Here is a 22,388-nt window from a genome sequence, read left to right as displayed (position 1 = left end):
CCCCAGTCCCCTGCTATATCACTAGCAGCTTGTCGAAGAACTAGCTCAAGAGTATACACTCACCAAACCTGCGACAAAAGTCCAATTGGAAAATGTTACCTTCACGGCCAGATCAGAAGATCCAGCGGCCAGGGGCAATAATGGCATTAGAATCACACGGACATTCAACAACTTCTCCTCAGTAGCCTTAGAGAATGGGCGTAGCCGTGTTTATCTTGGTGTCCATTATCAATGGGATGCAGATGCAGCTTATGTGTCTGGCACAAGATTGGCTGACTTTGTGTTTGAAAACTTACTGACACCAGTTTAAGTAAGTGGGCGTGAATAATTAAAGGTTTGTAGTAAGCGGCTCTAGCGCTAGTTTAAGGGCTTGCAAGGTGTTTTTGAAAATCGTGAAACTAAACATTACTCGTAGTGCCAATGAGTTTCTCCCCTTTCAGCATCCGCGCCGCAGCTTCGAGGAGAGCTTCTTCGAGATAAGGCTTGGTAAAGTAGCCACTAGCACCGAGTTGAGCGGCAATTTGTCTGTGCTTGTCTGCACCCCGCGAGGTGAGCATAGCGATCGGTAGGTGGTTGAGGTTAGGGTCTTTCTGGATGCGAGAGAGTAACTCCAGACCATCGCAACGGGGCATTTCAATGTCGCAAAATACGATATCGCAAGGCAGACCGGAGCGAAGTTTATCCCAAGCTTCCTGGCCGTCACGCGCCTGTTCTACGCGATAACCTGCTTTGTTAAAGGTCAGGGATAGCAATTCTCGGACTGTAATTGAGTCATCGACTATCAACACTGTCGGGTCAATCTTCGCAGGAGAGGTGTCTGGAGGAGTCCCTTTCTGTTGCCAAGAACTGCCACCAATTTGTGTAGAAATCCGTCCCTGGAAGATGTCAATTATTTCCAGCACGTCAGCAATAGGCATAATGCGACCATCACCCAGGACTGTAGCACCAGCTACACCAATGGGTTTAGGCGCTGGGCCTTCAAATTGCTTAATTACAATTTCTTGTTCGCTCAATACTAGGTCAATCTGTAGAGCAATTAGGGTATTTGCCGATCGCACCACGACCACAGAAACCATATCATCATCTCTGGTGCCGCCATAGACATTGCCGCGACTGATCTGGCGATTGAAGGTTAAAAGTTCCTTCAGGGGTCGGAATGGCAACACCGTATCGCGCCAGGAAATAAATGATTGCCCATTGGCATCGTGCTGAATATTTTTGACTGCTATATCCAGCGTATCTTCTACACCGTCCATCGGGAAAGCAATTCTAGCTCGATCAGAGACGCAGCAGAGAGCTTTACAAATACTCAGAGTCAGTGGCAGACGAATAGTGAAGGTGGTTCCCTTGCCGAGGGTCGAATCGGTGTTCACTGTCCCACGAATTTCGCTAATTTCGGAGCGCACTACGTCCATACCCACACCACGACCAGAAATTTCATCTGCTTGGTCTTTGATTGTAAAACCAGACTGGAACAGCAGATCGTAGACTTCTAGGCGAGACATCGCTTTTGCCTGCGCTTCTGTAATCATGCCAATCTTCACCGCCTTAGCCTTAACCCTTGCTGAATCGATGCCTGCGCCATCATCGCCGACAGAAAGGATAGTTTGGTTGCCTTGGTAGAAGGCACGGATAGTAATGATTCCCACGGGAGGTTTACCAGCAGCTTGCCTCTCTTCTGGCGTTTCAATACCGTGAGCGATCGCATTATTCAGCATATGAGTTAACGGATCGGTCAGATGATCCAAAATCATCTTGTCAATTAAGGTATCGCCACCTTCGATCACCAACTCTATTTGTTTGCCACACTTGATGGCATTGTCACGCACTCCTCGCCGCCAACGATCAATAGTTTGAGCAAAAGGCACCATTCGCGCTCTTGTTAGTCCCTCTTGTAACTGGGTGGTTACTTGGCGGAACTGCCTTGCTACTCGCTCGGTTTCTTCGGTAACAAAGTCAATGTCACTAGACGATTCCCGGATGCGGACAATGCGCTCAATCATCTGCTGGGACAGTGTATGGAAAGGAGTAAAGCGATCCATTTCTAGCTCGCTAAAACCCATGTCGGTATGGGAATCAGGCACTTGAATGCCAGTGTCTTTCTTTTTGCGTCCGGCTAACAGAGAAGCTTCCAGTAGCGATCGCTCATACAACTCCTGCATCCTTGCGCCCACATCCGAGAGTTGTTGTACCTGAATCAGCAAGTTATCTAGTGACTGCCGCAGCCGTTCATTATCTTGCTCTAAGGTATTGCGATTTACCACCATCTCCCCAACTAAATTACTCATATCGTCCAGTTGCTTAACTGGAACTTTCATCGTTTCTTCAAATCTGGAAGCCCGACGAGTAGAGGGACGTGGAGTTGTGCTTGTGTTCGATTTTACTAGTGGTGAATGGGATATTGTTTGATCTGCTTCTGCCAGCAACTTCTCTAAGTCACCAAATTCATCCATGCCTGGTGATGGAATGGCATTTTTAGCCAAGACTGGTTGAGTGTTGAAGGGCTGGCGTTGGCGTAGCCCGTCGTAGACATCGCTAGATATAGCAGCCGCCTCGTCGTTATCTGTACCTAGCAATTCTTCCAGGGCAGCAAAATCTATTTCTGGTATCTCCTTAGCTTTGGGGACGGGTGCTACTTCCTCTCCTAGTAATGCTGCTAAGTCTGCAAATTCATCTTCTGGAGCAACTACTTCAATAGTTTCTGTGGTTGGCAATTCTTCAGTCGTGGCAACAAAAGCATTTTTTCCCTCTGACACTGGTGCAGTTTCAGATGTCTCTCCTAGATCCCACAAATCGGTTTCTGCATCTTCCTGAATAACCGTTTGTGTGAAGTCATTGATAGCTTGTGAGTCAGCTTTTGCCGCGTTTTCTCCTAATTCTTCCTGGTTTGCTGCTTCTGTCAGAGCAGTTTCTGTAAAAAATAAATCATTTGCAAAACCCAGTTCCGTCCCTTCTAAATCTGTGTTTTCTGTGAAATCAAAGGTAGTTTCTAAATTATTATTCCCCTCAGTATCTAAAACTTCTAGGCTTGTCTGGGCTGATACTGAAGTTTCTTCAAAGCTGATATCTAAAGAAGTTTCTCTAGCCGATAGTTCATCCACAGTATTATCTGTGGTTTCCATCTGAATATAGGTGGAGTCATCTGTAGCTACATCTTCAAACAGCAGTTGCAGATTTTCATCGAAAGAGCCGAACAAATCATCTGGCTGTGCTTGGGGTGATACTAAATCTGAAGTTTCTTCAAAGCTGATATCTAAAGAAGTTTCTCTAGCCGATAGTTCATCCACAGTATTATCTGTGGTTTCCATCTGAATATAGGTGGAGTCATCTGTAGCTACATCTTCAAACAGCAGTTGCAGATTTTCATCGAAAGAGCCGAACAAATCATCTGGCTGTGCTTGGGGTGATACTAAATCTGAAGTTTCTTCAAAGCTGATATCTAAAGAAGTTTCTCTAGCCGATAGTTCATCCACAGTATTATCTGTGGTTTCCATCTGAATATAGGTGGAGTCATCTGTAGCTACATTTTCAAACAGCAGTTGCGGATTTTCATCCAAAGAGCCGAATGAATTAAGTTCCAGATCAACAGCAGATATCTCTGGAGGCTGATTAGTAAATTCTGGAACAAAATCTAAAGCTTCTGGTTGTTGCGATCGCCTGAGAATTTCTGACTCTGGATGCGGCGCGAACAACGGCGTTTCAGTCGTGGAGGCATCGTTGATTGCAGGGAAAATAGTTGAGCTACTCGGTGTGAACTCATCAAATAAATCATCTCCCGAATCTGATGAGAATATCAAATCTAGCTGCTCTTGGTGCTGGAAATTGATATCCAAATCTTCTTCTATGTCAAAACTGGCTATAGGATTCGGTATGGGCTGCTGACTGTCGGCAAAAATTTCATCAGCTACCGCAGCAAACAAACTCTCCTCTAACGCCCTTTCCACGTTCTGCTCAATTAAGGAATCGAATTCGTCCTGTTCTTCTGTGGTTTCCTCGCTCCAGAAGTTGCTCAGATCATTTTCTGATTGAGAAAACTCAGGTGCTGTTGCTGGAGATGTATCAAATAAATCAACGATTTCTGCTTCACTTGTAGGTAGTAATGTCTGTTCTTCTATTTCACCAAACAGGCTGTCCAAAGACAAATCTGTTTGCTGGGGTAATTCTATGTAGTCACTAGGGGTAATTTCTTCTACCCAATTTGCATTTCTAGCTTCTAAGAATAAGTTATCGAAACTGTTTTGTTGGTTGGTAGATAGTTCCACACTGGCGAACGCCTCAGTTTCTGGTTGAGTCACTTCGCCTATAGGCAATAGTTCATTCTCATCATCTAGTGCCAGTGTCAATAAATCTTCAACCACATCGTTTTTGTTGACACTATTTTGGACAATCTCCCCAGGAGACTGGTTTGGATCACTAGTAATATCAGTAAATTCTTGTAAATTTTCGGGAGAAGAAGAGTCTAAATTTAGATCAAGTACGTTACGATCACTCAACTCTAGAGTCGTAGCAGATGTTTGTTGATTTTGCGGTTCTGAATTCTCTTTTTCTAGGAAGTTGTCGCCAAATAACAGGGATAAATCTTCTGTCGTGGCTGTGGTTGTTGGGTGCTGCTTGTTGCTTATGTCTTCGTCAAAGGAGAGTAAATCGAATAAATCGCGATGAGCATCCTCAGCGTCAGTGCTGCTGAAATCAATTCCAAAGTCATCAGTGGCAACAATATTTAAGGTTTCTTCTTGATGCCAGCTTTCATCTAGTTCGGGAGTCTCACCTGCAAATAAATCAGCCAGCGTATTTAACTCAGCTATTCCTACCTCTGGGCCATTGGGGTCAAGATTGGTACTGATTGGATGTGCTTCGTCATGTGCGGTGAAAGCAAGACTAGTGTGAGTTGCAGCGTTTAGTAGTGTCCCTTGGAGAACATAGGGGCGTTCGCTAATATTCTGGTCTAGATTAAGTTCTTCAGTTGCCTGGGCTAGGTTAGTTATGACTAACGGCTCGGTGTTACCAGATAGAATTGGCTCTGAGGCAGTTGATAATTCTGTCAAAGCCGCAAACTGTTCATCAAACAAATCAGGGGTAATTTCTAATAACTCAATTTCTGCAAAGCTCAAAAGTGCTTCTAGTTGCTGACTAATTGCAATTTCGGCTTCCCTACCTTGCAGGACTAATTCTTGAGCTTGCTTGATTTCGGTAATGACAATTTTAGCTAAAGTCAGATAAGTATTTTCAGGATTACCGATCGCACTGGCTGCTGCTTGACACAAACCACACCACTTGGACAAATTCCAAGTCTCACCAAGTTTGACTAACTGGTAACAGCATTGCTGAAGGTTTTGCCGAGTTGAGGGTGTTGTGGTTTGTTTAAATAGTTGCAACATTTCCCGCAGTGTTTGCAGCACCTGGGCTTGAAACTGGCTCCAGTTATTATTTTCTTTAGCGGTGACTGGCGATCGCGCAGCGTTAGCGAGTCTGGGAGCGTCTCGCGCCTCCTGGGGTGCTACAGAGAAGGATGCTTCTGGAGATTCCTGATGGGTGTCTTCTGCCAAACCGGGAATATCTCGCCGCAGGAACAGTTCTGTAAGTGTGGAGACATTCTCGACAGAGGTTGTGTGTAGTTCTGTTGCGTCAGAACTGCTGCCTACTCCACTGTTCGCTTGTTGTACAAGTAGTTCCAAATGCTGATACAGCCATTGAAAGACCGGCTCAGTTTCTGACATCAAAGTATTAGCCGTATCTTCAGAAAGACCAAATGGCCCGCTCAACTGCTCTAACAGCGCTTTTAGGGTATCAGATACACCGAGAAATAAAGATTCTAACTTTTGGTCAATCTTAACCGGATTATCTTTGAGAATTTTGAAACAATCTTCCAGACGGTGGGAGGTATGCTGGATGCTAGTCAATCCAAGCATCGCCGCTCCTCCTTTGATGGAGTGAGCCGCCCGGAAGACTTCACTGATCATTTCCGGGTCGTTCAAGGTACTCTCTAGATTCAGCAACCCCTGCTCAATGGTATTCAGGTGATCCCTAGCTTCTTCGATAAAGTAACCCAAAATCCGCTGTTGTTGTTCCGGCAGCATAGTTTTTTAGTCAAGAGTCATTAGTCATTGGTCATTGGTCATTGGTCACTTGTGCTGAGTGTTGCCGAAGTATTGGTCATTAGCAAATAACAAAGGACAAATGACAAATGACAATTTATCTGGTTTCCGTAGTTTCCACTCGGAAACGTTCAACGGAGGCGATCAAGTCACGGGATACACCTACTAAGTGTTGTAGGGCACCTGAAACTCGCTGTGCTTCCTGGGAAGTTTCTTGGGCAGTAAGTTCTACTGATTGCATTACATGAGCGACAGCACGGGAGGTTTCAGTTTGTTCCACAGTGTCGCTGGTAATCGAGCGCACAAGAATATCGATGCGATTCGCCACTTGAATAATGTTTTCGAGCGATCGCTTGGCTTCTTCTGCCAATTTTGTACCTTTAATTACTTGTTGTGTGCCTTCTTCCATCGCGGTCATCACAGAGCCTGTTTCGCTTTGGATTTGCATCACAATTTGTTCAATTTCCTTCAGGGATTTCGCAGATTTATCTGCTAGCTGGCGCACTTCATCTGCGACGATCGCAAACCCGCGTCCAGCTTCTCCCGCCCTTGCCGCCTCAATACTAGCATTGAGTGCCAGCAAATTAGTTCTCGAAGCAATTTGGGAAATCAACGCCACAATTTTAGAAATTTCTTGGGAAGATTCCGCCAACCGCTTCACTTTTCGGGTGGTTTCGGCAACGGTTTCCCGAATCTCTAAAATCCCCGCCACAGTATTTTCTACTGCTTCTCCACCTTTGAGGGCGATCGTACTAGCATCGCGGGCGACGGTTTCGGCTTCCCGCGCCGCCTCTGCTACCCGTTGAATCGAGTCGGTCATCACCTGTACAGAATTCAGCGTCACTGCCAACTCTTCCGCTTGCCGCAAAGCATCACCAGATAAGGCTCTAGCAAAGGTTTCGGAGTTGGTTGCACCTTTTGTCACATCCTTCGCTGCCACTTTTACCTGTTGGACAATATCCCGCAGGTTTTGAATTGTCAGGTTAAAGGCGTCAGCTACGGCTCCCAGTACGTCGGCTGTCACTTCAGCTTGGACTGTTAAATCGCCTCTAGCAGCTCCTTCTACATCATCCAACAGGCGAATCACCTGGCGTTGGAGGTTTTCTTTGGCTTCCTCTTGTTCATCGGCTTTCCGTTGGACTTCACTTGTGGTCGTGAAAATTACCCGCGCCATTTCATTAAAGCCAGTGGCTAAATGCCCCAATTCATCTTCGGAAAACACTGTGGCTTGAGCATTCAAATTTCCTTGACGTACAGCCTCAAACTGAGTTTGGAGATCATCAGTTGTGCGCCGAATTTGTTTAAGCGCCAGATTCCCCATGAAGCCTGCGGTAGTAAAACTTGCAATCCCAGCTGCTAGTGACATTGCCCAACCTGTGTTTCGGACTGATTCTCGCTGCGGGGCTGGCGAAAATGTGGTGGCGGCAAAGCTAACTGTGGCTACAACCAGCGCCGAGACAATCCCCACACTTCCAGCAATTAGCCATTGTTTCCTTTCTATGGAGGCGTTCTCTAATGGTGCTAACCAGCCTTGCTCGATGCTGACGCTGGGTTCTAGTTTCGAGACATCTGTTTGGCTAAAGACTGGAACTGCTTCATGCGAACCAGTCATCGTGAATAGTTCCTCTTCGCGATCGCTAGCTGCATTACTTAAAAAAGCCTCCGCGCTTTGAGGACGTCCACTGCCACTGGTTTCTGATGGATCAGAATGCCTTACTAGATCACCGAAGTTAGAATCTCCTTCCATCAGGTCAAACCCTGGAATGTTGCCTAAATCATCAAATTCCTCAAAGTCATCTAAAAACTCGATATTGCTCTTAGAATTTTCTCCATTTAGTATATTGTTTGAGTCTTCATAAGAGTTTAACCCCTCTGAGCCAAAGGCAGACTCAAATGCTTCTATATCAAAATTTTCATCGTCGTCAAAGTTATTTTTACCGATAATCTCACCTGATTTTAACTGTTTTTCTTTCAGAGGGAGATTGCTGCTAAAAGATGAAGAATCATCAGATAAATCAGGTTGAAAAGCCTCATCTGTCCCCACATTTGTTGGTGACAACCAATTATGTGCTTCGGTTTCCTGCAAATCATTGTGACTGCCGGATTCCAAGTTCTTTGTTGTTGCCGCACCATTTCTAAGTTCTTCTTCAACAATCAGTAAACTTTCGTCTCCAAAACTAGATTTTTTATATTCTAAATTCCCAATACTAAGCTCTGGAGACTTTGGTTCACTCAACAAATCAGGGAAATTATTCTCGCTATTGCCAGTTTGGGAGTTAGAAGATGAAGAGTTATTATTGTCAATAGCTGAATTTTCGTGATTAGAATTTATCCCATTATCTGAGAAATGACTATTTACTAATGATTCTTCCAGACTATCTTCTGATACATCTTCCTGCCAAAAAGCAGGCAACTCTAATTCTGTTTTCTCCTCCCACTTGCTATTTGACTCTTGTTCCTGTGATTCTTCATTGAAGGCAAAAGGGTCGTCACCAAAATCTGTAGAAGAATCTGATATTTTTACTGTTCCAATACTATCTTCTGTAGGGATGTCAAATGGACTTTTTGAAGATATCTCTTCAACGCCATTCACAGTTTCTTGATCCTCTCCAAAAAAGTTCAAATCAAGGTTATTGCTATCAAAATCCTCACTAGCGCCCAAATCTTCTAATTCTTGTTCGCTATATGCCAGTGGTTCAGACATCTCTGGGGAATTTATTTGCTCTTGACTTGGTGATGTATCAATCTCCCCACTGAATGACTGTAAATATTGATTGATATTCTCAATTCCATTATTGGCAAAACCAATAATTTCTTGATCGTCAGTCAAGTGTAATACCAGTTGATATTCTTCTTTTGCGACATCGTACTGCTGCAAAACATAATAGATGTGACCCCTTAATAAATGGGAGTTGGGGTCATTTGGTAAATTTTGCACCACTTGGTCAACTAAAGTGGCGGCAACCTCATAATTCCTTTGAACATAGGCGGTCATCGCCTGTTGATATGTTGGCTCGTAATTATCAATACTTGCTGCCATTTCCTCCTCCAATTTCATCCTGCCCACCTAGCACTCCGTAAAATTGCCATTTGATCGAGCAGTCGTAGAGACTGATTATTTTTAGCACGTAATAACCACTCTCCACGTAAAAAGGGAGCCATAGTATCTGGAACATTAGTTGGTGGCATGAGATTCTGGACATCCAGCCAGTCCATACCACCGATTTCCTCTACTGCTAAACCCACTATTGTGTCTTGCTCTTCAATGGCAATCACCGAAATTTCAGCTCTATCCGTGTTTAATGCACTTGCTTCCCCAAGAAATTGACCCAAATCAGCCACCCAAATAACTCGACCTCGTAAATTTAGAGTACCCAAAAGTAAAGGAGAAGCATTAGGAATCGGGGTGATTCTATCAGGACTTAGTTCAATTACCTCCCGGATGCCAGTTGCTTGTAGTGCAAACTCCTGATGCGAGGGAATGTAAAACCTCAAATGTAACTCACCTTCAGGACTTTCTACTTGTAATTCTGGTCGGAAGTGGTCTTGACCGCTGCCACTTAAAAAGTCCGGTTTGCTGACCATGTTGTTTTTATCCTTATCCTCGCAGCAGTTGTTTGACTGTTCCTACCAACTCGGTTGGTTGAAATGGTTTGGCTATGTAGGCGTCTGCACCCTGCTTCATGCCCCAGTAGCGATCAAATTCTTCGCCTTTGGAAGAACACATAACCACAGGGACATTTTGGGTTTTTGGATCAGATTTTAACCGCCGACAAACTTCGTAGCCGTTCATCCGGGGCATAACAATATCCAATACCACTAAATCGGGAGGTGCTATTTGAATTGCCTCCAATGCTTCTAATCCGTCACTGGCATGGGTAACAGTTAGACCAGTTGCTTTCAGGAGGTCTGTAATCATCTCCCTTTGCGCGATACTATCTTCCACAATCAGAACTGTACTCATAAGTGTTTATCTACCTCCTGATGTAGACGTTCCTACTTGGAACATTCCCTGATTCCTCCGCAAATATTAACTGTATAAATTAATTCTAGTTTTTCACTATTTTCCTGGATATTGAGCTTTCACTGAGTTGGCTGACTCTGTGATAACATCTTTTACCTGATCTTTTAGTAGATCAACAAATCTTGGATCTCTTTATGTGCCCCATGCCCCTTAGGAGTGCTGAGTGCTGAGTGCTGAGTGTTGAGTGTTGAGTAGAGAATCTCCCTTCTTTACTCGGAATTCGGAACTGTTTTGCCCAATGCCCAATGCCCAATGCCCTATTTTCATTGGTTGTTGATATATTTCTCTACGAGCATGAGTAACTCAGTGTCTGTAAATGGTTTTGTTAAATAATCTGTAGCCCCGACCATCTTAGCTTTGACTCGATCAATAAATCCATCTTTACTAGTAAGCATAATAATCGGTGTGAGCCGAAATGCTGTTGAATGTCGCAGCATGGCGCAAACCTCGTACCCTTCCAATTCCGACATGGCAATGTCGCATAAAATTAAATCCGGTTTGAGTTGAAAAACCAGACTCAGTGCCTCTAAGGGATTGGTGAGAGCGATCGCTTCATAACCTTGTGGTTGTAAGATGGAATTTATAGTCTCACCGATGGCGATCGCATCGTCAATACATACTATCCGCCCCTTGTGTTTTCCCTTCAATTCCTCGCTATCCGTGTGGGTATCTGGTTGAGTTGTGACTGAGTATACTAGTTGTAGCCAAGCCTGTTGCACATATGGATATATTGCCTTAGCGACTGTCAAAATGTCTCGGTTGAGATAGCGAGCCAGTTGACGTAAGGATGTTTTACCATCAGCCCAATGTTGTAGCTTATTCACGGTTGCTTCTGGTAGCGAGGATTGTAGCTGAACTTTGTCAGATAGCACTAGCAATTGTTCTGGAGACTGAATGTGTGGATAGAATTGCTTCCACTCTTGCACCTGCTTCATAATTTTTGTAACAAAAGGAGCAATCTCGAAAGTATTTAATTGCGGGGCAAGTGCCGCATCCTGATGAAAGATAAAGTTACCTTGGTGTAAGCTCAACAGGTCAAAAAGGGTTTCATGCACCAAGCCGTGAATGATACTACCAGCTATCTTTGGGTTGATGATATTCCGCTCCAAGAGTGCCCAAAGATAGGCATACTCTGATGCGTCGATTGATGGTAGGGAGGCAATTTGTTTGTCGGTGAGTCGCATCTCAACTCGGTAATGACGTAAATAGTCGCTAATTCTGGATAAACTACTCTCGCCTTCTTGGCAATAGATAATTTGACCATTCAGGAAAAAGACGAACCAAGACTGTTGTTTGAGGCGATAAATGCTTGCTCCGTCTCCACCCAGTTTGTTGTTATGGTGAGAGCTAGTAGCTCCCACCCATAGTTGCCCAGTTCGCTGTCCCAACTCAATCAATTGCAAAATACTGCAAATATCAATTTCATTTAAATTTCCCTGCATTTCTCTAAAAAGTACTCCTTAAGTATTGCTGAATTCTGAATTGTGAATTCTGAATTATGACTTCTTCTTTAAGTATTGATTATCGAGTATTAGAAAGATTATTACCCTGTTTCTTGTTCTCATGCGAGAATACATTAAGCTATAAACCTTCATCTTTCGTAACACACTTCCACAAAGCTAGTGTTAACACGGAAGTCATCATCACTGTCATCAGTACAAAATATAAAGGCGCGACCAACTCGCTTTTATAAGTATCAAGACGTAATATCTCGCGTCTATAGTTTTTTCTGTCTTGTTCTCCTAAACTTCGGTTCAGTGAGATAAGTTAACAGAATTATTTAAGGTATATCCCAAAACATGAACTTTAAGTGCATCAATAAAGGACTAACGGTGTGCTGTATTTAGCAGAAGTACAAAAACAGAAAGGTGGTTTACTCAGTGGCGGTGCCAAAACCGAACTGAAACTGCTAGCTTGTCAGCGAACTGACCAGAATTGGAGTACTGTGTCGGAAGATGTGATTCCTGCTGAGGACGCAAGCAAATTAAATGATGGTGCTTTGGTACTGGTTGAACTGAATCCGAATCGTCAAGTGCAGCGGATTCAAGAAGCAGGACGTCCACTAGTCAACATTTTGCAGAATTTTTCCCGCCAATTGGAGAAATTTAAGCTCAAGGAAGATGAGATTGATCAGTGGAAGCAGTCGCTGACGTTTCAGGCGCAAGAGTTGAATCGCCGTGAAATGGACATGGAAGTACGATCAGAACAGTTGCAAGAAATGGAGGATGAAGTGCAACGCCTGGAGGAGCAAAAACAGGAAGTTGACACCTCGCGCCAGGAAATTGAACGGTTACAAGCAGAAGTTGAGCGCAACCGCCAAGAATTGGAAGGCGCTTGGGAGCATTTACGGGGTGAGCAGCGTCGCCTAGACGAACGTCAAGCGGATTTTCAGCCAGGGACGGTTTTGGATGAGGAGCAAAGTCGGGTAATGAGTGAGTTACTCGATCGCTTGTCTAGTGCTATGGCTCCCACGGAAACAGTCAGAGAACACCTCCATCTGGCCTTTGAATTGGTCGAAAAGCAGCAAGCTACTCTAACCCCACACTGGCAAAAACTGGAGGAGCAAAAAACTGCGATCGCTCAACAGCAAGCAGAAGTTGAGGGTTTGTCACAAAACTTTAGCGATCGCCAAAACGCATGGGAACAAGCACAAAATTCTCTAGCCCAGCACACAGCCCAATTGCAGGTGAATACAGCAGACCTTACCAGCAAGCAAGAGTATGCTCGGATAATCAAAGAGCAGTTACGAAACCAAGAAGAGTTATATCAACAGATTCAGTCTTTAGCTGCAACATCTGGTGATGTAGTTCTCGGTCAGCAAGTTGATGTGGAAGCTTTGGAGAAAAAGCCTTTAGAAGAACTACAAAAAATAGTGCAAGACTTGCAATATAAGTTGGAAATAGATGCTAGCTTTGTTCACGATCAAGAACAAGAACTGAAATATAAACAAGAAACTATAGAAGAACTCCAAACTAAAATAAATCACGCATCTGACCATGACCACATGAATTTGGAACTGGAACTAACTGATGAAAAAGACCTCTATCAGATGCTAAATTCCAGTTTGGTAGGACAACGCCGCAATATGTTACAGCATCAGAAGTTTCTCAAGCAACACCAAGTTGTACTGCTACGGCGGCAAGGACATACTGTTACTGATGAAGAAGGCAGTAACAACAAAATTAATTTAGAACCGATTCTGTTACAAATTGAAACCCAGCGACAACAATATTCACAGGAAATTCAAAAGCTGGAACGTGAGATTGAGCAGATCCGTGCTGGTATTGAGCTAAATCAGGGAATGATTGACAATCAAACTCACGATTTGGATGAAAAACGCCAAGAACTCAAAGCGATCGAGGAAAACTTGTTGTCTCTGCGAAGAACAACTGCTGAATGCTGTGGTCGGGTGAATCTCTATGAAGAAGCACTACAACCAATTCAGGATTCTCTGGATAGCTTGCGGCAAAAGCTGCAAGGAATTGGAGAATCTTTGGATCAATTCCAGCAAACTGGTGATTCTCAAGTCCAAGCGATCGCACAGTTGCGTCATACTCTCCAAAGTTTAATGCCTCAACCAGAATTACTGGCGTCTTAACAAGTGCCCAGTAAAGTCTAATTTACTACTCACCGGGCGACTGGAAGTCGCGGCTACACAGACAAAACCCACCTCCGTGGGTTAAAAACTCTTGATTTTGTGTTAGTCCACGGAGGTGGACTAAGCTTTGTGTAGTAGCGAATTCTATTCGCCCAATACTTTTCAAACATCCTCTAATTGTACCCACCCAATTAATTGCTTTGCTGTGCGATCGCTTTCTCTGAGGCAATTGTCAGTTGCATTAAATTGATGCCTTGGGTCTGGTATTAATTTTTAATTTATATCTGATTCAATAAATATTCCACTCATTCTCTAGCTGTTCAAGCTTATAACTTTTTATACTTAAGCTCTTACACTCACTTATAAATTGTGAAACTTGGGATTCTATTAGTGTTAAATTTCCTTCTCTAAGGTTATTTACATAAGAAGCCACACATGAAGTTGTTAATTGAGGCGAAATTTCATCAAGTAAAATATCATTTTTAATTTCTTTGCAAACTAGCTCAATGTCAGAAGGAGTTAGCTTTTTACTTTCCTTGCCTAATTCTTCATAATCTATTAAATTCAAAGTTTCGGTTGTAACTGAAAGATTATCGCAAATTTTTGATAGTGAAAGATAATGTTTGAATAGCTCAGTTCTTTCAGGTGCATTAGGTGGAAAAATAGGTATTTTCCAATCTAATCTGCCCGAACGTTTCAAGGCATTATCAATGCCAATTAGATAGTTAGTTGCTGCAATAACAATTACATCATGCTCGGCAATATTATTTAATTCTATTAAGAGTTGGTTAATCGTCGCTTTTTGATCTGTATGTGCGTGTAGTTCATGTCTACTAAAGCCAATACTATCTAATTCATCAATAAATACGACAGATGGCGCTTTCTTTTTAGCTTGAGCAAAAATAGCTCTCAAGTTTTTTTGGCTTTGTCCAATCCACATACTCTGAATATCACATGGAGACAGCTTAAAAAAGTATCTTCCAGATTCGTTAGCAAATGCATTTGCTAAAAGAGTCTTACCACATCCAGGTAAGCCAAAAAATAATATTCCATTAATACAACTATTAATTCCTTTTAACTGTATTTTTAAGAGCTTATTAAGCTTACTCTTCTCTTCATTTAAACCCTTTACATATTTGAAGTCAATTTCAAATACTGGTGGTTCTTGACGTACATGTCTTGAACTTTGAGGTGGTCTTCTCTCAAAGGATGGATAGCTTATCAAATCAAATGATACAGGAATTAGTTGATGATTTTTATAATCGGGAGCCATAATATAAAATTGAATTGATTTATCATATTTTTCTATTAATTTTTCTTCTAAAATTTCTTGTGTTTTTTTTAGTTGATAGTAATTACGGGCAATTTCAAATCCAGGAAGTACCAGCCAGACATACTTCGCTTGACTAGGCCATCCATCTATTTTTATTGATATATCTTGTATTAAATCAAGAAAAACGTTCTCTCCGTATGCCTTACCTCTTAACGTTTCTACCTCAACTATTGTATTATTCTCAATATAAATATCTGGTCTTCTCTTAACTTTTGATTTCCCCTCTGTTTCATTATTATCAGGATTAACTGTTGCTTCACAGCGAATTTGGGATAGATTATAACCTTGGCATTCGAGAGTTCTAATAGCAAAATATTTGAGGTATATGTGTTCATCAGACTCCGAACCATAAACCAAAGTTTTAAAATGCTCAGTTTTCATACTAATAAGTAACTGAGCTTCTGCCTGAACTTGTATTTTTTGTAACTCTAAAAAATAGTCAATTATTGATAAGCTCTCATCGTCTGAAATATAATTTGGAGCTTCTAATAAAAGACTCAAATGATGTTGTATATCTTTCCTGACTTCTGAAGGAACTGATTTATCGTCAGTATACTTACACTTTAATGTAAATACAAATGGTAACTTCTTAGCAATTTTATCTACTAAATATCCAAACATATCCCTCTTATGATGCTTATACATCTCAACTTCCGAAGGACAATGAAATAGAATGAAAAATTGTTCTGAATAGTATTTATTAGTATACAGTGATAGTTGGTTAAATTGTTCATCAAATTTTTCTGATTCAATAAGCTCAAAACTTGTATCCCCTAGTATTACATTTGTCATTGTTGACTGACTAAAGTGCAAAATGCTTGAGAATGAGAATTGAGATTTATCCCCAGTACCTACAGATTCATTTGTTTCATTTTCGTGAGAGTAACTATTAAAACAGGCATTAGAAGTTACTAAATTTGGAGTCACTCCTATATATTGTTTTTTACGAATTAGTTCATAAGTTAAGATTTTCGCTACAATATCAGAAAAGAAATCCTCTTTGGATGGAATCAGGAATAGACCAACTGGTTGATTTGAGTCTAAACAAGCTTGAAAAGTTTCGTATTCTTGCTCAGAATCAAAATCAAATAAATAATAGAATAAATCATGTTTAACTTTTAAAGGGTTCAAGAAATTTAGACTATTTTTTTCTGCGATAGGATCTATCTGTTCTACTTCATTCTCTGTACAAGTAACTCCATCAAAGGAAATAGCAACTCTTTCATCGTATGATAAACCAATATTAAATGCTGGGATTATTCTTAAGCCTAAATCAGCTAAACAGTTATTGAATTTGTCAATAAATGACTGACTCCTACGCTGACAACCAAGTTGGTTAAGAATACTTTTAATTTTGAGATTTTTTCTTTGTCTACCAGTTTCCTTTAATTCATTCTTGATTGATGTTAAATAAGTTACAATTCCTTCTTCCATACACTGCCTTTAATTAAATCAAAACTTGTCTTTTTAGCTAGCTGTATGCCAACAAGTGGCAAAATCTATTTAGCTTAAAAGACGTTATTAAAATAACAAGTATATTCGGATAATGCTGATTCTACATCGCTACTAGCACTGAGATAATCATGGACACTATTAGTTTCTGTAACAACTGGGGCGATATCCGCTTTTATTCTGGATTTGGCAAAGTTGAAGTGGCGATCGCTCTTGTGGAGCCAGAGGTGGATTCTTGGATTGGGGGAATTCGCAGCCTAAGAGCAGAGGGCGAACTATTTCAAGCAGATCCAGTCGCCTTCTACTTGAGCGATCGCACCACCAGGAAATGGATCAGTTTGCGATCAGGCTTCAGCCCTAACTTATTTTTTTGGACTAAAGCCCTTGCAGCCGCTATTATGACGAAATTACGAACAGCGATCACCAAGATGGAAGCTTTGACGGCGTTGCTGGAAGGGAAAGCGGAAGGGGATGAAGTTTTTAGGAGAGAGATAAAGAAGAGAGGTTTTCTAGATACCGTAAAAAGTCAGGTAACAGTCATAGGTGAAGACAAATGAGTTCAGAATAAGAATTATTAACAAAATGGCGATCGCTTGACAAAGAAAAACAGGAAGAAGTTTTAGATTTTGTAAAATTTATTCATGCAACAATGGTGAAAGCTCAACTTGTAACCCCTGTAAATAAATCTCAATTGGGAAAACGTCTGCGGCAAATACGTGCCGAAATCGTTTTTTCTGGTGAACAAATGTTCACTCAAGATGATCTTGAAAAATAAATTGCTATATGTCACTGGCAAATTATCAGAGGTAGGTAGTAAAGATGAACGATGAAAAATTACTAGAACGCATTAAGTTTGACAAAAATATTTTGGCTGGGAAACCAATTATTCGGGGATTAAGAATACCAGTAGCAATGATTTTAGAATTACTAGCCAAGGGTTCTACTAATCAAGAAATTCTTGAAGATTACCCGGAATTAGAACCAGAAGATATACAAGCAGCCTTATTTTATGCTTATTATCTTGTTTCTCAAGAAGAGGTCTTAGACAGAGTGACTGCACCTTAGACCATATATGAAATTTTTAATCGATGTCAATGCTAGTCGTACCTTGGGTAATTGGTTGCAAGAAATGGGTCATGAAGTGGTTTATGTAAGTGACACTGACCCCGAAATGAGAGACGAGGATATTTTAGAATGGGCAGTTATGGAAGAAAGAATTATTATGACGACAGATAATGACTTTGAACAGATGATCTGGCAGCAGAGAAAGCGTCATTGTGGAGTTTTACGTTTAGAAAATTTACCTCGTGAAGCTAGGAAGGTGTTATTAATAGATGTTTTAAAGTTACATAGCGAAGATTTACTTAATGGTAGAATCGTGATTGCTATGAAAAATAAGTTTCGGATTCGTCAGGCTAATTTTGAATAGGTTGCTTAAGAATAACTGATATTATGTCAAAGTGACTATGGATAGTGTAGCAATCCTAAATGAATTACGAACAAAAAGATCCCTGACTTCTTGAAGAAGTCGGGGATCTGAGCCTCTCGGTGGAGAGCAAATCAAATAGGATTGCTATATAAAAATCAGGTCGTATGTGGGTAAAGATGGTATTTACATTTTCAAACAAATCCAGTCGCCTTCTACTTGAGCGATCGCACCACCGGGAAATGGATCAGTTTGCGATCGGTTAGGCGCTATAATTAAAGCCGTTAATTTTTCGATGTGTTCAAAACTCGCTGCGTCAGTCAGTATTTGCTGCAATACCTGACGCATCACGCGACGTTGCAACGCCAATGGTGCTTTCTGCAATACCCGACGATTTAACCGCAAGGGAAGAAGAGGAGTAAGGGAATCTTGTTCATGCCCCATGCCCTTTTCCATCGCCTTTTCTCGCAACTGCTGGGCAGCTTTTTCTAAATATTCCACTTCCGCTTGGAGAAGTTCTGCTGTTTGGGCTAAGGCTGATTCTACTTGGGGGTTGAAATTTGCCCGTAAATATGGTAGTAACTCTTGGCGAATGCGGTTGCGGGCATATTGCAAATCTTGATTGGTAGAATCTTCCCAAATTGGTAATTTAAACTCTTGACAAAATTGCTCGGTTTGTGTCCGAGTGATTTCTAAAAGTGGACGTACTAGCATAATGCCCGTAGTTAGAGGGCGTTGCCAAGTCAGGGCTTGTAAGCCATCAGCACCAGTACCGCGAATTAAATTGTAGAGGAGAGTTTCGGCGCGATCGCTTGCGGTGTGTCCTGTAACTATATATTGATAATTATTTGCTTGAGCGATCGCACTTAAAGCTTGATAGCGCCAATCGCGTGCAGCAGCTTCACTATTTATCTGAGCGATCGCTGTTTCTAAATAAAAGGATATACCCCAAGTTTTAGCTAAGTTTTCGACGTGGTTAGCATTAGCTTGGGAGTCAGAACGCCAGCGATGATCGCAGTGAGCAATACCTAAATACCATCCCCATTTGGATTGTAAATCTAAAAGTAATTTTATTAAACATAAAGAATCTTGTCCGCCGGAGACAGCGATTAATAGCCTTTGGTTGCGCTCAAATAAGTGGCGCGATCGGATGGTGCGATGTATTTTGGCGTGTAAGGGAGTCCATACCATTTCTTCTCATAGTTTTTGGATTTGACGCAAAGAGAGGGAACTTTGGCGGCGATCGCTACTATTATCAGCATTGTGGGTGGTGCTGTGGCTTTAGCTGAACAAATTCGCAAATGGTATCAAGAATGACATAAACCTCATCTGTACCGTTGCTAGTTGCAGGTAACGGGCAATGGAGCGCATGGGCGATCGCACCTCGCCAAGGAGCAAGAGACATTATACATTTACAAAAAGATATTGGTCGTTTACAAGCAGATATAAATTTATTGCTAGGTGATGCTTTTGTCAAGCTTAAATCAAAATATCCTGAATATGAAAAAGGATTTTTAATTATTTTTGATAACTTAGATAGAGTGCCTCCAAATGTAGCTAAACATTTATTTTGTGATTACGCATTTCAATTACAAAGTCTATATTGTACGATTATCTATACAGCACCAATTTCTATTGTCTATTCTGAAAATAACTTGAGTAATTCTTTCGACACTCCCAATATTGTGCCGATGGTCAACATATATGAGTTTGAACAAGACAAAACCGAGATAGATCATAATGACGATGGTCTAACAGCAATTACGAGTTTAATTGAACAAAGAGTTGAAGTAGATGCAGTATTTGAATCGCGTCAACTATTGGTAGATTTAGCGAAAGCAAGCGGTGGTCACATCCGCCAATTGATGCAAATAGCATCACAAGCATTTCTTACAGCCGCAACTCGCGATCGCGAAAAAGTTACTGCCGATGATATCATCTATGCAATTAAGCAAGAACAGTTTAATTTTGAGCGGAGTATATCAACAGAATACTATTCGGCGTTGGCTGCGGTATGTGTAAATAAGGATGTTTCTAAAGATGAAATAGGCAGGTTAATGCTGTTCAGTCTTTGGGTTTTTGAATACAACGGCAAAAATCGCTGGAATTATGTTAATCCAGTTGTGAGGCAAATCCATGCTTTCCAAGAAGCACTCAAATCAGCTACAAGTAACCGATGATTTAAATTTAGAAAAAGAAACTTTTTTGCAAATAAATCAGCAGTCATTAGCGGAACTGTTAACCTTTATTGACTTTGCTGACACTCAGTTAACGATTGGGTTCGTTGCTGTTAATTTTGCTGAAGATAGAAATACTTTAATTGAAATCCTTGACAACCATCCTCGATGTGATGATATTCAGTTTGAAATTCTCAATTTTGCTGATCCTAATTTGCGTTTTTTAAGAGATGAGATTATTCGTGATTTAAAAGAAGTTCATTTAGAGCCAGATAAAAAATTAGTCTTAGTTGTTATGGGTTTAGAAAAGTCTATTGGTTTGTCTGGAAAATATCCGCCTGTACTCCAAGACTTGAACTTTGTCCGAGACGCTTTTACTAATAGCGTTCCTCACCCTATACTGATATTTTTGCCAGATCATGCCCTAATGCGTTTGGCAAAATATGCCCCAGATTTTTGGGCATGGAGAAAAGGAATATTTTATTTTCAAACAGTCCAGTCTACTCAAGACTTGGCTATTGAAAAAACTATTCAGTCTGAGAGAATATTAGGAAGTTTAGATTTACCAGAAAGGCAAGAGCGGATTGATTTACTTGAGCGCTTGCTAATGGAAGAATCAACTGATGTACGCACCCGCGCTAATATTTCAAAGGAGTTAGGGATTGCTTACGGGAGTATTGGTGAGGCGAAAAAAGCAGAAGATTTTTTGCTACAAGCTTTAAAGTTAACTGAAGAAGATGAAAATTTAGCAGGAATCAAAGCCAGCGTTCTTCACGAACTGGGTTATATATATGACGATTTGGGGGAATGGGACAAAGCGATCGCACTCTACAATCAGTCTTTGGAAATAAAAGAACGCATTGGTAATGTCCAAGACAAAGCGTCAACTTTGCACGAACTGGCAGGTATCTACGCCAACAAAGGGGATGTGGATGAAGCGATCGCACTTTACAAGGAGTCTTTGGAAATAAATGAACGCATTGGTAATGTCCAAGGTAAAGCAGCCAATTTGCACGAACTGGGAATGATCTACGCTAACAAAGGGAAAGTAGATCAAGCGATCGCACTTTACAAGGAGTCTTTGGAAATAAATGAACGCATTGGTAATGTCCAAGGCAAAGCGACGACGTTGCACCAACTGGGAATGATCTACGCCAACAAAGGGGAAGTGGATGAAGCGATCGCACTCTACAATCAGTCTTTGGAAATAACAGAACGCATTGGTCATGTCCAAACCAAAGCGGCGACGTTGCACAATCTGGGAATGATCTACGCCAACAAAGGGGAAGTGGATGAAGCGATCGCACTCTACAATCAGTCTTTGGAAATAGATGAACGCATTGGTAATCTCCAAGGCAAAGCAGCGACGTTGCACAATCTGGGAGTTCTCTACGCCACCAAAGGGGAACTAGATAAGACGATCGCGCTCTACAATCAGTCTTTGGAAATAAATGAACGCATTGGAGATGTCCAAGGCAAAGCGGGGACGTTGCACGAACTAGGACGTATCTACGCCAATAGAGGGGAAGTGGATGAAGCGATCGCACTCTACAATCAGTCTTTGGAAATAAAAGAACGCATTGGTGATGTCCAAGGCAAAGCGGCGACGTTGCACTGTCTGGGATATATGTACGCCAACAGAGGAGAAGTGGAGCAAGCGATCACACTCTACAATCAGTCTTTGGAAATAACTCAACGCATTGGTAATGTACAATTCCAAGCAATGACTCTGCGGAGATTAGGAGATTTGGCAGAACAACAGGGTGAATACACTAAAGCGATATCCTATTTGCAACCAGCTTTAGAGATTTTGCAGCGATTGAAGTCACCGGATGCTGAAAGTGTGAGTGCAAGTCTTGATAGGGTAATTCTTAATTCGTAATTCGTAATTCGTAATTCACGCGATGTGCAACTTATCTTTAGAACCCCTCTCCAAACCTCTGCCCCACAGGGAGAGAGGCTTTGATTCTTGCTCCCCTTCCCTTGTAGGGAAGGGGTTGGGGGTTAGGTCTGCGAGAAAGTTGCACACGGCGTTAATTCGTAATTACTGAAAGATTTTTGTCTCACGCAGAGGCGCACAGAAGAATACAAGAGTGTGATTTAAGTAAATGAAAACTGCTGTAATGAGTCTTTGATACTCGTTAACGAGTCTTTGAACTGGATGCATCCACCTCTGAACTCCGTTAACGAGTCTTTGAACTGGATGCATCCACCTCTGAACTCCGTTAACGAGTCTTTGAACTGGATTCATCCACCTCTGAACTCCGTTAACGAGTGTTTGAA

The 22,388-nt window shown here is 41.7% G+C and carries 15 protein-coding genes and 1 pseudogene; 7 read left to right on the top strand and 9 right to left on the bottom strand.

Going from position 1 to position 22,388, the window contains the following annotated elements:
- Positions 1 to 398: 398 nt before the first annotated feature.
- From HWQ41_RS21465 to HWQ41_RS21445, 5 genes are all read right to left on the bottom strand, one after another.
- Positions 399 to 6,077 carry a response regulator gene (locus HWQ41_RS21465; protein WP_292767245.1) on the bottom strand — a complete coding sequence of 1,893 codons (5,679 nt, stop codon included), beginning with the start codon at positions 6,075 to 6,077 and terminating at the stop codon, positions 399 to 401.
- A 115-nt stretch (positions 6,078 to 6,192) separates the two neighbouring features.
- The gene (locus HWQ41_RS21460; RefSeq protein WP_292767242.1) at positions 6,193 to 9,135 is read right to left on the bottom strand and encodes a methyl-accepting chemotaxis protein; all 2,943 of its coding nucleotides are present in this window, start codon (positions 9,133 to 9,135) and stop codon (positions 6,193 to 6,195) included.
- 14 nt (positions 9,136 to 9,149) lie between these two features.
- On the bottom strand, positions 9,150 to 9,680 hold the full coding sequence (locus HWQ41_RS21455; protein ID WP_292767238.1) for a chemotaxis protein CheW: 531 nt from the start codon (positions 9,678 to 9,680) through the stop codon (positions 9,150 to 9,152).
- Between the two features lie 13 nt (positions 9,681 to 9,693).
- Complete coding sequence (locus HWQ41_RS21450; protein ID WP_069073698.1) at positions 9,694 to 10,059, bottom strand: response regulator; 366 nt, start codon at positions 10,057 to 10,059, stop codon at positions 9,694 to 9,696.
- A gap of 323 nt (positions 10,060 to 10,382) precedes the next feature.
- Positions 10,383 to 11,561, bottom strand: coding sequence for a DUF4388 domain-containing protein (locus HWQ41_RS21445; protein WP_292767235.1), 1,179 nt, complete (start codon positions 11,559 to 11,561; stop codon positions 10,383 to 10,385).
- Between the two features lie 392 nt (positions 11,562 to 11,953).
- Between HWQ41_RS21445 and hmpF the strand changes: the two genes are divergently transcribed.
- Positions 11,954 to 13,717, top strand: a complete 1,764-nt coding sequence (gene hmpF / locus HWQ41_RS21440; RefSeq protein ID WP_292767232.1) for a pilus motility taxis protein HmpF — start codon at positions 11,954 to 11,956, stop codon at positions 13,715 to 13,717.
- Between the two features lie 25 nt (positions 13,718 to 13,742).
- Here the strand turns inward: hmpF and HWQ41_RS21435 are convergent, their stop codons facing one another.
- Positions 13,743 to 13,946 carry a hypothetical protein gene (locus HWQ41_RS21435; RefSeq protein WP_292767229.1) on the bottom strand — a complete coding sequence of 68 codons (204 nt, stop codon included), beginning with the start codon at positions 13,944 to 13,946 and terminating at the stop codon, positions 13,743 to 13,745.
- A gap of 60 nt (positions 13,947 to 14,006) precedes the next feature.
- Positions 14,007 to 16,484, bottom strand: a complete 2,478-nt coding sequence (locus HWQ41_RS21430; protein ID WP_292767226.1) for an ATP-binding protein — start codon at positions 16,482 to 16,484, stop codon at positions 14,007 to 14,009.
- A gap of 149 nt (positions 16,485 to 16,633) precedes the next feature.
- Here HWQ41_RS21430 and HWQ41_RS21425 point away from each other — a divergent pair, with 149 nt between their 5' ends.
- The 4 genes from HWQ41_RS21425 to HWQ41_RS21410 all read left to right on the top strand — a co-directional run bounded on the left by HWQ41_RS21425 (position 16,634) and on the right by HWQ41_RS21410 (position 17,931).
- Complete coding sequence (locus HWQ41_RS21425; RefSeq protein ID WP_292767223.1) at positions 16,634 to 17,059, top strand: hypothetical protein; 426 nt, start codon at positions 16,634 to 16,636, stop codon at positions 17,057 to 17,059.
- Between the two features lie 92 nt (positions 17,060 to 17,151).
- Positions 17,152 to 17,277 carry a hypothetical protein gene (locus HWQ41_RS21420; RefSeq protein WP_292767220.1) on the top strand — a complete coding sequence of 42 codons (126 nt, stop codon included), beginning with the start codon at positions 17,152 to 17,154 and terminating at the stop codon, positions 17,275 to 17,277.
- Positions 17,278 to 17,321: 44 nt separating this feature from the next.
- The gene (locus HWQ41_RS21415; protein WP_292767217.1) at positions 17,322 to 17,567 is read left to right on the top strand and encodes a DUF433 domain-containing protein; all 246 of its coding nucleotides are present in this window, start codon (positions 17,322 to 17,324) and stop codon (positions 17,565 to 17,567) included.
- A 7-nt stretch (positions 17,568 to 17,574) separates the two neighbouring features.
- Positions 17,575 to 17,931, top strand: a complete 357-nt coding sequence (locus tag HWQ41_RS21410) for a DUF5615 family PIN-like protein (RefSeq protein ID WP_292767214.1) — start codon at positions 17,575 to 17,577, stop codon at positions 17,929 to 17,931.
- Positions 17,932 to 18,114: 183 nt separating this feature from the next.
- Here the strand turns inward: HWQ41_RS21410 and tilS are convergent, their stop codons facing one another.
- Positions 18,115 to 19,119: a tRNA lysidine(34) synthetase TilS gene (tilS, locus tag HWQ41_RS21405; RefSeq protein ID WP_292767211.1), complete on the bottom strand. Its 1,005-nt coding sequence runs from the start codon at positions 19,117 to 19,119 to the stop codon at positions 18,115 to 18,117.
- A 146-nt stretch (positions 19,120 to 19,265) separates the two neighbouring features.
- On the opposite strand from tilS, the gene HWQ41_RS21400 reads away from it, so the two are divergent.
- Both HWQ41_RS21400 and HWQ41_RS21395 read left to right on the top strand, forming a co-directional pair.
- Positions 19,266 to 20,108 carry a hypothetical protein gene (locus HWQ41_RS21400; RefSeq protein WP_292767208.1) on the top strand — a complete coding sequence of 281 codons (843 nt, stop codon included), beginning with the start codon at positions 19,266 to 19,268 and terminating at the stop codon, positions 20,106 to 20,108.
- Entirely contained in the window at positions 20,065 to 21,987 is a 1,923-nt protein-coding gene (locus HWQ41_RS21395; RefSeq protein WP_292767206.1) for a tetratricopeptide repeat protein, read from the top strand. Before HWQ41_RS21400 ends, HWQ41_RS21395 begins: the two co-directional genes overlap by 44 nt.
- A 162-nt stretch (positions 21,988 to 22,149) precedes the next feature.
- Here HWQ41_RS21395 and HWQ41_RS21390 read toward each other — a convergent pair.
- Positions 22,150 to 22,388, bottom strand: a pseudogene (locus HWQ41_RS21390) (hypothetical protein); the annotation flags it as partial.

It is taken from the genome of Nostoc sp. NOS(2021) (assembly GCF_017115025.1).
Classification (GTDB): domain Bacteria; phylum Cyanobacteriota; class Cyanobacteriia; order Cyanobacteriales; family Nostocaceae; genus Nostoc.
Note: the sequence above shows the minus strand (reverse complement) of the source record. Positions and strands in the feature narration are given on the sequence as shown.